This window comes from Pseudoalteromonas sp. MBR-15, from assembly GCF_053628915.1.
The window spans coordinates 578866-591724 of the sequence record NZ_JBRJHH010000001.1 but is presented as its reverse complement, the minus strand read 5'-3'; the positions used below and the strand labels follow the sequence as shown (position 1 = coordinate 591724).

The 12859-nt window shown below is 41.9% G+C and carries 12 protein-coding genes; 7 read left to right on the top strand and 5 right to left on the bottom strand.

Annotated features, from left to right (window positions below; all coding sequences use genetic code 11):
• Positions 1 to 20 precede the first annotated feature (20 nt).
• Positions 21 to 365, top strand: a complete 345-nt coding sequence (locus ACSSVW_RS02465) for a DUF3302 domain-containing protein (protein WP_036972677.1) — start codon at positions 21 to 23, stop codon at positions 363 to 365.
• Between the two features lie 3 nt (positions 366 to 368).
• A complete protein-coding gene (locus ACSSVW_RS02460) occupies positions 369 to 1499 on the top strand; it encodes an HlyD family secretion protein (protein WP_182396610.1) in 1131 nt (376 codons plus the stop codon).
• Positions 1500 to 1558: 59 nt separating this feature from the next.
• Here the strand turns inward: ACSSVW_RS02460 and dnaJ are convergent, their stop codons facing one another.
• Both dnaJ and dnaK read right to left on the bottom strand, forming a co-directional pair.
• Positions 1559 to 2695, bottom strand: coding sequence for a molecular chaperone DnaJ (gene dnaJ, locus ACSSVW_RS02455; RefSeq protein ID WP_036972987.1), 1137 nt, complete (start codon positions 2693 to 2695; stop codon positions 1559 to 1561).
• Positions 2696 to 2887: 192 nt separating this feature from the next.
• Positions 2888 to 4807: a molecular chaperone DnaK gene (gene dnaK, locus ACSSVW_RS02450; RefSeq protein ID WP_065979170.1), complete on the bottom strand. Its 1920-nt coding sequence runs from the start codon at positions 4805 to 4807 to the stop codon at positions 2888 to 2890.
• Positions 4808 to 5046: 239 nt separating this feature from the next.
• On the opposite strand from dnaK, the gene ACSSVW_RS02445 reads away from it, so the two are divergent.
• Positions 5047 to 5847 (top strand): thioesterase family protein, encoded by an 801-nt coding sequence (locus tag ACSSVW_RS02445; protein ID WP_454178771.1) that lies wholly within the window; start codon positions 5047 to 5049, stop codon positions 5845 to 5847.
• Here the strand turns inward: ACSSVW_RS02445 and ACSSVW_RS02440 are convergent.
• The gene (locus ACSSVW_RS02440) at positions 5836 to 6612 is read right to left on the bottom strand and encodes a substrate-binding periplasmic protein (protein WP_454178770.1); all 777 of its coding nucleotides are present in this window, start codon (positions 6610 to 6612) and stop codon (positions 5836 to 5838) included. The two genes, ACSSVW_RS02445 and ACSSVW_RS02440, sit on opposite strands and share 12 nt — an antisense overlap.
• Positions 6613 to 6751: 139 nt before the next feature.
• Here ACSSVW_RS02440 and ACSSVW_RS02435 point away from each other — a divergent pair, with 139 nt between their 5' ends.
• From ACSSVW_RS02435 to ACSSVW_RS02425, 3 genes are read left to right on the top strand one after another with little or no spacing between them, the layout of a single operon-like run.
• Positions 6752 to 7990, top strand: a complete 1239-nt coding sequence (locus tag ACSSVW_RS02435; RefSeq protein ID WP_074989155.1) for a PqiA/YebS family transporter subunit — start codon at positions 6752 to 6754, stop codon at positions 7988 to 7990.
• Positions 7987 to 9642: an intermembrane transport protein PqiB gene (gene pqiB / locus ACSSVW_RS02430; protein WP_036972689.1), complete on the top strand. Its 1656-nt coding sequence runs from the start codon at positions 7987 to 7989 to the stop codon at positions 9640 to 9642. Before ACSSVW_RS02435 ends, pqiB begins: the two co-directional genes overlap by 4 nt.
• Positions 9642 to 10259 carry a PqiC family protein gene (locus ACSSVW_RS02425; RefSeq protein ID WP_118844964.1) on the top strand — a complete coding sequence of 206 codons (618 nt, stop codon included), beginning with the start codon at positions 9642 to 9644 and terminating at the stop codon, positions 10257 to 10259. The genes pqiB and ACSSVW_RS02425 overlap by 1 nt, the downstream gene beginning before the upstream one ends.
• Here the strand turns inward: ACSSVW_RS02425 and ACSSVW_RS02420 are convergent.
• Both ACSSVW_RS02420 and ACSSVW_RS02415 read right to left on the bottom strand, forming a co-directional pair.
• Positions 10242 to 10733 carry a GNAT family N-acetyltransferase gene (locus ACSSVW_RS02420; RefSeq protein WP_036972694.1) on the bottom strand — a complete coding sequence of 164 codons (492 nt, stop codon included), beginning with the start codon at positions 10731 to 10733 and terminating at the stop codon, positions 10242 to 10244. The genes ACSSVW_RS02425 and ACSSVW_RS02420 overlap by 18 nt on opposite strands.
• 10 nt (positions 10734 to 10743) lie before the next feature.
• Entirely contained in the window at positions 10744 to 11148 is a 405-nt protein-coding gene (locus ACSSVW_RS02415) for an NUDIX hydrolase (RefSeq protein WP_454178769.1), read from the bottom strand.
• A gap of 291 nt (positions 11149 to 11439) precedes the next feature.
• Between ACSSVW_RS02415 and ACSSVW_RS02410 the strand changes: the two genes are divergently transcribed.
• Entirely contained in the window at positions 11440 to 12822 is a 1383-nt protein-coding gene (locus tag ACSSVW_RS02410) for a Na+/H+ antiporter NhaC family protein (protein WP_074989175.1), read from the top strand.
• Positions 12823 to 12859: the final 37 nt, after the last annotated feature.

The window sequence follows — 12859 nt, the reverse complement described above, 5'->3', positions numbered from 1 at the left end:
GAAAGAACGAAGGAAAGTACATGTTTTTAGACTACTTTGCACTAGTTATGCTGGTGTTTGTTACTGTAGTAATATTTTATGGCGTAATAGCCATCCACGATATTCCCTACGAGATTGCCAAAAAACGTAATCACCCTCATCAAGATGCCATTCATTATGCTGGCTGGGTCAGCTTGTTTACACTGCATGTGTTATGGCCTTTGCTGTGGGTGTGGGCAACCTTATGGCGCGACGACAGAGGCTGGGGGTTTAACCAAATTCAAAAAGAACAAGAAGAACTTGCCGAAAAAGTCGCTAGCTTGTCAGCGACCGTCGCTGCATTACAGGCACAAATAAACGCCCAATCGAATAATAAAGAGAAGTAAAATATGGATTTACTATTAATACTATCTTATACCGCACTATGTATTGGCATATTTAAAGTATTCAAGATCCCCCTAAATAAATGGACAGTGCCAACCGCTGTACTCGGCGGTGTCGTTTTAATTGGCACACTCATTTTATTGATGAATTACAATCATCCACACTCGAACATGGCAAGCAGTGTCTATGTAACCACCCCCATTGTTCCAAATGTTAGAGGCACTGTTGAAGAGGTTGCGGTAAATGCAAATCAGCCGGTTAAAAAAGGTGATTTACTCTTTCGCTTAGATGATACCTTATATAAAGCAAAACTAAATGAGGCAATGGCTGGATTGCAAGATGCGACGCAATCAGTATTAGGGTTAGAAGCCGCATATAAGTCAGCACAAGCAAGTACTCTTATGAGTAAAGCAGAGTTCGAGCGAAGTAAAAAAGAATACGAACGCTATGAAAAAGGGGCAAAGAGCGGTGCCTATTCAAAAGGCCAAGTTGATAATAAACTAGGAGTCTACCTCGCAGCGAAAGCAAACTACGAAGCGTCACAAGCACAAGAGTTACGTCAGAAGCTTGCGTACGAATCAGAAATTAATGGTGAACAAACCAAAATAGCCGCAGCTAGGGCCCATTTAGAACAAGCACAGTTTAACCTTGATAGCACTCGTGTTTATGCACCGACAGACGGTTATGTTACCCAATTAACTCTTCGCCCAGGGATGATTGCCGTCCCTATGCCATTGCGCCCTGTGATGACCTTTGTACACAAAGAAGACACTCGTTACGTGGCCGCATTTAGACAAAATTCATTACTTAGATTAGAGCCTGGCTATAAAGCTGACTTTATTTTTAAAGCCATTCCCGGCAAAACCTTTGCAGGTGAAGTCGTTGATGTACTACCAGCAATAGGTGAAGGACAAGTTCAAGCACAAGGTACGCTAATGGGCAGTGAGTTTTTTGCACGTGAAGGACGGGCAATCGTCACACTGAAAATTACCGACGATATGAGTGAATATCATCTCCCACAAGGCACAAGTACCGAAGTGGCCGTGTATTCAGAACATTTTGAGCATGTTTCTGTTATGCGAAAAGTGTTGATTAGAATGAAAAGCTGGCAAAACTATTTGTTCTTAGATCACTAAAACAAGCATAAAAAAGGCGCTTAAAAATAAGCGCCATTTTTATATTCAGCTAACTAAAATTACTTAGTTAAATCATCGAAGAATTTCTTCACACCGTCAAAGAAACCTTTTTCTTTTGGGCGATTTTTAGAACCATCTTTACCCATGCTTTGCTCAAGTTCTTCAAGCAGTTCACGCTGACGTTCATTAAGATTAACAGGCGTTTCTATCACTACTTTACAGATTAAGTCACCTTGAGCACCACTGCGTACAGACTTAACGCCTTTACCACGCATACGGAACATTTTACCCGTTTGGCTTTCTGCTGGGATCTTCAGTTTGGCACGACCGTCTAACGTCGGCACTTCAATTTCACCACCTAATGCTGCCGTTGTGAAACCAATTGGTACTTCACAATACAGGTTATTGCCATCACGTTGGAAAATTGGGTGTTCACGAACAGAGACTTGAACATATAGATCACCCGCAGGGGCACCATGCATCCCAGCTTCACCTTCACCTGAAAGACGAATACGGTCACCCGTATCTACACCCGCAGGGATTTTAACTGATAATGTTTTAGTCTTTTCGACGCGGCCTTGACCATGACAGCTATCACAGGGATCAGAAATAATCTGACCAGTACCCTGACAGGTAGGACATGTTTGCTGCACAGCAAAAAACCCTTGGCGCATTTGCACTTGGCCTGCACCATGACACGTTGTACATGTTTTTGGTTTAGAGCCGGCTTTTGCGCCACTACCATCACACGGTTTACAACTTACCCATGTCGGTACTTTAATTTCTACATCTTTACCACGAACAGCTTCTTCAAGGCTTAAGTCCATGTTGTAACGTAAATCAGCACCGCGCTGTTGGCGAGATTGACGACGACCACCGCCACCGAAAATATCACCAAACACATCACCAAAAATATCACCAAAGTCACCGTGACCACCACCAAAGCCACCGCCATGACCGCCACCACCTTGTTCAAAGGCAGCATGACCATATTGGTCATACATTTGACGTTTTTGGTCATCAGTAAGTACTTCGTAGGCTTCTTTTACTTCCTTGAATTTCGTTTCAAGTTCTTTATCGCCTGCTGTACGGTCTGGATGATATTTCATCGCTAAGCGCTTATACGCTTTTTTGATGTCTCGTTCGCTGGCATCTTTGCTAACGCCGAGAACTTCATAATAATCGCTTTTTGACATATCTATCACACTACTCTTTTTACTGCAGTTTTCACTGCATGAAAGTAAACCGATAAAGGGTATCGCTTTACCATCCATATACATGCAAAAGGCGCGTCAAGCGAAATCGCCGGCGCGCCTCAATCATTCATCCTAACTTAATTGGCCTAATAAAGCAGCCTCTTTTAAGCTAGGCAGAAGCGGTACGAACAATTACTTGTCGTCTTTCACTTCTTCGAACTCTGCATCAACAACATCGTCGTCTTGCTTAGCAGAAGATTGTTGTGCACCTGCGTCAGCACCACCTTGTTGTTGTGCTTTAGCTTGTGCAATTTCCATAAGCTTTTGTGACTTTTCAGCAAGCGCTTGCGTCTTCGCTTCGATCTCTTCTTTCTTGTCACTCTTAATCGCCGCTTCAAGTTCTGAAACTGCAGCTTCGATTGCTTCTTTATCTTCTGCAGGTAATGCATCGCCTGCTTCTTCGATTTGCTTACGTGTACCGTGAACCATTGCATCCGCTTGGTTACGAGTCGCGACTAGCTCTTCGAATTTCTTGTCTTCTTCAGCGTGAGCTTCTGCATCACGTACCATTTTTTCAACTTCTTCATCGCTTAGACCTGAAGAAGCTTGGATAGTGATCTTCTGCTCTTTGCCTGTATCTTTGTCTTTCGCAGATACGTGTAAGATACCGTCAGCATCAACATCGAAAGTAACTTCAATTTGTGGTGTACCACGTTGCGCTGGACGAATACCTTCTAGGTTAAATTGACCTAGTGATTTGTTATCGCTAGCACGCTTACGCTCACCTTGTAACACGTGAATCGTTACTGCAGACTGATTATCTTCCGCTGTTGAGAACACTTGTGATTTCTTAGTAGGAATCGTCGTGTTTTTCTCAATTAACGCCGTCATTACTTGGCCCATCGTCTCGATACCAAGTGATAACGGAGATACGTCAAGAAGTAGTACGTCTTTTACGTCACCTGCAAGTACACCACCTTGAATCGCTGCACCTACTGCAACCGCTTCATCTGGGTTAACGTCTTTACGTGGTTCTTTACCAAAGAACTCAGCAACCGTTTTTTGCACTAGTGGCATACGTGTTTGACCACCAACAAGGATGATGTCATTAATGTCGCTAACTGATAAATCAGCATCAGCAAGTGCACGCTTAAGTGGCTCGATTGACTTAGTAACTAAGTCTTCAACCAGTGACTCAAGTTTTGCACGTGTTACTTTCACGTTCATGTGCTTAGGACCTGATGCGTCAGCAGTCACATACGGTAAGTTAACTTCTGTTTGCTGTGCAGAAGAAAGTTCAATCTTCGCTTTTTCAGCTGCTTCTTTAACACGTTGCATCGCAAGAGGATCATTTTTAAGGTCAATGCCTTGATCTTTCTTGAACTCTTCAACCAAGTAGTTGATTACACGGTTATCAAAGTCTTCACCACCTAGGTGTGTGTCACCATTAGTCGCAAGTACTTCAAATGTGTGCTCGCCTTCAACTTCGTCAATCTCAATGATTGAGATATCGAAAGTACCGCCACCTAAGTCGTAAACTGCAACAACGTTTTCACCTTTGTTTTTGTCCATACCGTATGCAAGTGCAGCGGCTGTTGGCTCATTGATGATACGTTTTACTTCAAGACCTGCGATACGACCCGCATCTTTCGTTGCTTGACGTTGTGAGTCATTGAAGTAAGCAGGTACAGTGATTACCGCTTCAGTAACCGCTTCGCCTAAGAAGTCTTCTGCTGTTTTCTTCATTTTCTTCAGTACTTCAGCAGAGATTTGTGGTGCAGCACGTTTTTCACCGCGTGCTTCAACCCATGCGTCACCGTTATCAGCCTTTACAATTTTAAAAGGCATGATGCCGATATCGCGTTGCACTTCTTCATCTTCAAAGCGACGACCAATTAGACGCTTGATAGCAAATAATGTGTTAGTTGGGTTTGTTACTGCTTGGCGTTTTGCAGGTTGACCAACTAATGTTTCACCGTCTTGCGTATATGCAATGATCGATGGTGTTGTGCGATCGCCTTCCGCGTTTTCAATTACGCGTGCTTTATCACCGTCTAGTACTGCTACACAAGAGTTAGTAGTACCTAAATCGATTCCAATAATTCTACCCATGAATCTTCTCCAACTTCAAAATTCGTTAAAACGTTCGATGACTAGTAAATAGGGGTGCAGCAAACTGAATTCAACTATAAAAATGAAAAAAATTTACTTTTTTTTGAAATATTTTCTAAATGCATACTTTTTCCGCAAAAACCGGCGGTTTCTAAGCCAAACGGCGTGCCAAACAAACTGGTCTGATGACTTTTACTGTGCTATAACCAACGACATAATAATAAATGTTAAGGATATTTATGCATTTTGAACAATTACTCGCTAAAGCCACTGAGCTTGGTAAAGATAAAACCAAAGTCATGCAATTCCCCGAAAACTGGTGTCAGGGTCGTACCGCGTTTGGTGGGTTATCGGCCGCTTTATTATATCAAGCTATGCGTCAGCATATTGATGGCTCGCGTCGTTTATTATCACTGAGCACCAACTTTGTAGGGCCATTATTGGCTGATACTGATTTTTCCATTGATGTTGAGGTATTGCGCGAAGGTAAAAACAGCGCACAAGTACTTGCCAAAGTTATTCAAAATGGTGATATATGTGTGATTACCCAAGCCTGCTTTGGGGCCAATCGAGAATCAGCGGTGCGCGTTGATGTGAGTAAAACAATGCAACTCAAACCAGTAGATGAGCGATTCATCCTCCCTTATAAAGAAGGGATGATGCCTGCGTTTTTCCAACACGTATCGCTGTGTTTGCAAGATGGTAATATGCCATTTTCTGCTGCCGGTACCTCACACCTTGGAGGCTGGATGAAGTTTAAACAGGGGCCTTCACAAATGGCTGAGGCACATATTATTGCGCTAACAGATGCCTGGCCGCCGACATTATTACAAATGTTCAAGCAACCTGCACCTGCCAGTAGTATGTCATGGTACATTGAATTTTTAGATGAGCCCGAAGTTGCACCTGATGCATGGGTTGGGTATGAAGCAATCACCCATCACAGTAAAGGGGGTTATGGCTTAGAAGATGGCTGCATTTGGCGTGAAGATGGCAAGCTTATCGCTCTCAGTCGCCAAACTGTCGCTTTATTTGCTTAACTCATCGATGCTGAGCTTTGCGTACTCAGTACCATCAAGGCGAATAATCGCTTGATATTCGCCTGAATCAATTATTTTTCCAAGGCCAATATTAAAGGTCTCTTTAAGTGCCTTATTATTGAAAAAAGCGGGTCTTGGCGCACGTTGGAAAATAGGGTGGACCACAAAAGGAAGATGCTTGGCTGATTGCTTGTATTTTTCTAGATAATATAAGAACACACGACGCTCTAGAATAATGACATCGACCCAGCCTTTCATTAAATGATCAACCTGTGCCTCTTGGTTTATCACTTCGTCGTAAGAGCGTAAAATATGAGTAATTGATTTAAAGGGCGGTTCGATAAAGTTTGTCGCATTTTGAAAAGCCAACACACTTTTACCTGCCAGGTCATACACGCTATTAATTGTAAACTCGCTGGCAGCTAGACTAATCGCAACATTTTGATAATAAAGCAATGCCTCACTTTTATATACGTCAGCATGTACCGTGGCAGGAAAATTTAGGGCGATGTCTATTTTGCCTTGAATAAGCTGCTGCTCTATACGCTTATTCGACATGTAGTGAATATCAAGGTGAGTGATGCCCTGTGATTTAAGTGCCGCTTTGACTATTTCTAATTGAATACCGCTGTTGGTATGCTCCATCATATAAGGAGGTAGATAGGCACTTGCAGCAATCACGAGCGCCTTCTCAGTATATTGAGGAGATAAGCAGTAAGCTTTAAAATTAATACACAGCATTAAAAAGAAAAGTAATTGCTTCACCGCTCACCTTAAACAACATATTGCATAAAATACACTCAAGATCTGTACATATATTAACTTATTTAAAACAATTCTGCATTTGTATTTAAGCCTTAATTGATGCAGAATTAATTAAGTTCTTGTTTAAGAGACCCTTAGTTTGCAAACAGCATGCCCAAGTTGTGATCATGTCATTGAGATCCCAGACCTTAAAGCAAAACAATTAGCAGTCTGCCCGCATTGCAATACAAAGCTGTTATCTTCACAAGCAAATCAAGATAGCCACATTGTTGCACTGAGCTTAAGCGCCATTGTGATGCTATTAAGCAGTATGTTTTACCCATTCTTATCATTTACCAGCAGCGGCATAACGCAAACAATTACGCTGCCTGATGCTGCGCGAATATTATTTAATTACGACAGTGACTTTCTAGGCCTCTTTATCGATGTAAGCATCATCGGCTTACCGATGTTTTTACTTTTACTTATTATTCCTCTGCACTTAGGGTTACTGAAGGCATTGCCCTATTTATGGGGTAAACGACTGTTAAAAATGACCTTTGCTTTAGAACCTTGGATCATGTCTGAAATTTTCTTAATTGGTGTCATGGTCAGTATGGTTAAAATAATGTCGATGGCTGATATTGAATTTGGTGTCAGCTTTTACTCGTATGCCGCCTTTGTTATCTGCTATGTAAGCGCGATAGCAAAGCTCAACAAGCACGCTTTATGGCAACAAATCAAACCCCCAGTTTACATCGAACAAACAAAGCCTAACACTAGGGCCATCGATCAAGGCTTGCGTGCATGCCATGTTTGTGGCCAGTTAGGAGACACAGATATTTGCGTGCGTTGTGAATCTAAAACCTTTACTCGTAACCCGTATAGTGTTCAAAAAGCGGCAGCTTGGTTAATAACGTCTATCGCGTGTTATATTCCTGCCAATATTTTTCCCATTATGTACACAACGAGCCTAGGTGATGAAACCCCGTCGACATTAATTGGCGGTGTGATGATTTTATGGAACAGTGGCTCCTACCCTATTGCAATGATTATATTTTTAGCCAGTGTAGTCGTGCCTTTGGCTAAAGCATTGGTAATGAGTTTTTTATGTTTTATGGTGGCACGGCCAGCGAATAGGCAAACAAAAAGTTACACTCGAATTTATCAATTAACTGAGTTTATTGGTAAATGGTCAATGATAGATGTATTTGTTGTCGCTATTTTAGTAGCCTTAGTACAATTAGGAAACTTAATGTCAGTGACACCCGGTATCGGCACCGTCTTTTTTACAACCATGGTGATCTGCCAAATGTTAGCAGCCCATGCATTTGATCCACGACTATTGTGGGATAACCCTGAAAACTTAAAAACAGCGAAACAAGAGACCTTGGTATGAGCGAAACCGCTAAAATAAAAACAGCGCCCAATATATCGGCAATTTGGATCATTCCCGTTATTGCCTTGCTAATTGGTGCATGGATGTTATATCAATATCAAGTAAATAAAGGGACAACCGTCTTTATTAAAATGCCTCATGCGGAGGGGATTGTAGCTGGTAAAACAGAGATCAAAGTTCGCAGTGTAAAAATAGGCCAAATCGATCATGTTAGACTCTCCGACAAACAGAACAGTGTTATTGCTCGCGCTCAAATAGATAAACATTACGAAGACTTACTCACCGAAGATGCCAAAATTTGGGTTGTAAAGCCGCGCATTGATGATACGGGTATCAGCGGCATGAGCACGCTACTTTCTGGCGTTTACTTAGAATTCTCTCCTGGCGAAAGTAAAAAACTCACTGAAAAATTTGAGTTACAAGAAGAACCGGCATTAATTGGCAAAGATGTCAAAGGCGGACGTTTTACTTTACTGAGCTACAACGCTGAAGTGCTTGATGTGAGTACGGGCATCTATTTTAAAGATTATAAAATAGGTCAAATAGAAACAGCCACGTTTGACTGGAAAAATCAGGCAATGAAATACGGTATTTTTATTAACGAACCGTACCAGAACTTAATAACACTCAACTCCATTTTTTGGGTTAACTCAGGCATTGAAATTGATCTTTCTGCCGATGGTATAAATGTTAACACCGGCTCTTTAAGTAAACTGCTGAAAGGCGGTATCTCTGTCGGTAGACCAGAGCAGCAAGCCCCCGGTGAAGTAGCCAGCAATGGGCATAGCTTCTCGTTAAGTGATAGCTATAAAGCCGCTTTAGAAGAGCGTTTTTATGATTTTGATTACTACTTAATAGACTTTGAGCAATCAATTCGAGGCCTTAGAGCCGGCGCTCCCGTTGAATACAGAGGAATGCGGATAGGCAGTGTGGTTGAGGCACCCGCCAGTGTCATCATAAATGGTAAACCTGCCCACTTTCGAACCGATAACACAGCCGTTCCTGCGCTCATAAAAATTGAATACGGGCGGCTTTATCATGACAGTGCAGCGGCACGAGAGTTTTGGCATTCAAGCCTCAACGGCTGGATTAAAAATGGTCTGCGCGCCTCCTTAAAACCAGGCAACTTACTAACGGGTGCGGTGTACGTTGATCTTGATATTTACGACAACGCGAAGCCTGCAGAACTTACAACGATTGCTGAGTATACTGTTTTCCCGAGTGTATCGAGTGGTATCACGGTGCTTGCAGACCAAGTGTCTGATGTGCTTAATAAAGTGAATAATTTAAAAATTGAAGACAGTTTAGCGCAAATGCAAGAGACCTTTTCAGAATACCAAGCGCTCGCTCATGACATGCGGGATCTTCTTAATAAACAAGATACCCAAGATTTACCCGGTGATATTAATCGAAACTTTGCTGAAATGACCAAGAGCATGCAGCAATTTGATAAAACCATGAAACAATTCGAAAAAACAATGGCAAGTTATGAGCAAGGCTCAACATTCCACCAGCAATTACAAACAACCTTGTCAGAATTTAAGCGCTTAAGTGAAGAGCTACAGCCACTTACCCGAGGTTTGAATCAACAGCCTAACATGCTGATTTTTGATAAAGAACTCCCAGCTGATCCCACTCCGAGGAAACAATAATGAACAATAAACATCTCGCTTTATTTAGTTTAGGCGCAGCATTACTGTTAGTTGGTTGTAGCCAAACGTCATTCTCAACCATCGAGTATTATCAGTTTTCGCAGCCAATCGTGGCTATGAAGCGTTCGAGTGACAATACACACGTTCAGCTAAGAGTTAATACTGTTCAATTGCGAGGCGCACTGAATAATCGCGGTATTGCAATGGTTCTCGATAATAACCGTGTTAACGCAGCAAATTATCACCTGTGGAGTGAATCGCCTGACTTAATGCTGACAGCCAGTGCGCATCAGCAACTATACACACAGCTGACAAACTGGATGGTAATAAAAGGATTACCGGTTATTACCGATGTCGATCAACAACGTTACTACGAGCTTGAATACGAACTTCATCACTTTAATGGCGACGAAAAAGGTAACGCAAATATCGCAGGTCTTTGGCGTTTATATTACACAACACCAGAGACTGGTCGAAAAATAAAGGCTGTTAACTACTTTAACGAGCTAACACCTTTACACGATAATGATTATGAAGGGCTCGTTGCAACACTTGAGACGACGTGGCTTAAAGTGAATCAACAAGTAGGCGATGAACTCTCAAAGCTTGCTCTTTAAAAGTAAAGTGAGTGGTTGGTGATCGTCATTAATAATGACATCACCCACCTGCTCAAATCCGAGTTTTTGTAGTACTTTTTGCGATGCACTATTTGTTTGTGACGTAATTGCCACCAATACTCCAAGTGCCTTAACGTGCGTTTTTGCTAACAATAAACCAGCCGCACGGGTGGTAATTCCCTGCCCTTCATACTCTGCTAACAAAGCAAACCCTAAATCTGGAATAGCCAGTGCGTCACGCTGAAACAAGCCCACCATTCCTATCGCTGTGCCATCCGCTAAACAAACAACATAACTGCCAAAACCGAACTGCTGGTGGCTGTTAATAAAGGTCTGTTGAATATAATGCTGTGCTTGTGCCAACGTTTTAATCTGCTTATCACCGATGTATTTGATAAAAGAGGGTTGATTTAAAAGACTGAGAATAAATTGCTCGTCACCCGGTTGCCCAGCACGTAAATGGATATCAAACACTTAAGTCCCCTTAAAATACTTTACTGACTACATCTGATGTAAAATTTAAACAATCCAGAACACGCTCTTTTTGAACGGTCGACAATGCGTCTATATCAAAATAATCATATTCTGTGTGTTCACTACTGAGCATAATTTCCGCATTTTCAGGTAAATAGGCACGAAATATAAATGCGTGAGAGTTAAATGCTGTGTGGTAATAAACCCCACTCAGATAGCCAATTTGAATGTCGCAGTTGAGCTCTTCTTTACATTCACGCACTAAAGCCTGATGTATTGTTTCACCTTGATCTAAGGCACCGCCCGGTAATCCCCAACTTTTTTGCCCATAGTCTGCTTTAAGTAATAATACTTGGCCCTGATCATTCGTGATCACAGCATGACTACTTAACTTGTATGTATCTGAAAAAGCCATAAAAACCCTTCGTAAAATTTTACTTAAGCCTAACATGAATACACTGCTTAAATTAATTAAGATAAGATAAAAATTCTTATTGACTAAATTAAAATTCAGGATTATTTTTCACGCGATGTTTTGGGCAAAACAATAGCAGTATATCCTCTATACTGTCTGGCGCCAGCCAACGCAGGCACTTACCGTAAAGCGGCCTTAAAGTGTGTTCGCGTAAAGCAGTGACATGAGTTGAAAAAACAACTTTTGATTTATGTAAGCAAAAGACTTTTGCTTAACTGTGTGAAAATTATAATGCAAGAACCTTCTGCGTTAAGTTTACTACCGCCAATATTGGTGGTGGTTTTGGCCGTATTTTTACGCCGCCCTATTTTATCTTTACTTATAGGTGCCCTCTTTGGTTTAGCCATGTTGGGACCTACCGCTATATTAGCAAACTTTGCTGATATTTCTCTTAAGGTGATGCAAGATGAAACTATCGCTTGGCTTATTTTAGTCTGTGGTGGCTTTGGTGCATTAATCGCTTTGTTAGTCAGGACCGGAGGGGCAACTGCCTTTGCCGAGTTAGCACTTAAGTTTGCAAGAGGGCAACGCTCTTCTTTACTTATGACGTTTGCTTTGGGTGTAATTATATTTATTGATGATTACCTAAATGCGCTGACTGTTGGCGAGACAATGAAACGCATCACTGATAAATTTAAAATCAGCCGTGAAATGCTCGCGTATGTCGTTGACTCGACAGCAGCCCCTATCTGCGTACTTGTGCCATTATCAACATGGGCGGTGTTTTTTGGTGGGCTTCTAGTCGACAACAATGTGGCCGCTGAAGGTCAAGGCATTGCCGTGTATATCCAAGCGATTCCGTATATGTTTTACGCTTGGTTTGCCGTTATTGTCGTATTGCTCGTTAGCTTAAATGTGATCCCTGCATTTGGGCCAATGAAAAAAGCACAACGTCGTGCCATGCACAACGAAATAGCCGTGTCGAACAACCAATATAACGACGTTCATACTGCGGATGAATACGCAGTAAAGGCAGCTGAAGAAAACTTCGAAACAGCGGCTACTAACGGCAAATTGTATAATTTCTTGGTCCCTATCATCTTGCTAGTTGCTTTTACCGTGTACTTTGATATCGATGTATTCAAAGGGTTACTGGCAACGTTTGCTGTGGTACTTCCGTTTTATATGTTGCAAAAGCTTATGTCATTAGGGGAGCTTATTGAACGAATGCTTGATGGTTTTAAAAGCATGATCCCAGCTATCGGCACAGTCGTGGCGGCATTTATATTTAAAGATGTTTGTGACCAGCTTATGCTTCCACAGTATGTGATAAATACTTTAAGCCCCTATATGACAGCACAATATCTACCTGCAGTGGTCTTTTTAGCAATGGCTGTACTTGCCTTTGCCACGGGATCTAGCTGGGGAATATTTGCAGTGACAATCCCAATTGTTATGCCATTAGCATACGCAATTGACGCCAATATTCCATTGGTGATTGGGGCATTACTGTCGGCTTCGTCATTTGGCAGCCAAGCATGTTTTTACTCTGACTCCACTGTACTAGCAGCACAAGGCTCGGGTTGCGATTTAGTCAGCCATGCTGTCACACAATTACCGTATACCCTTATAGCAGCAACGGCAGCCTTTATCGGGTTCTTACTCGTTGCCTAAAATTACAAAGCCCAAGCAAATGCTTGGGCTTTTGTAA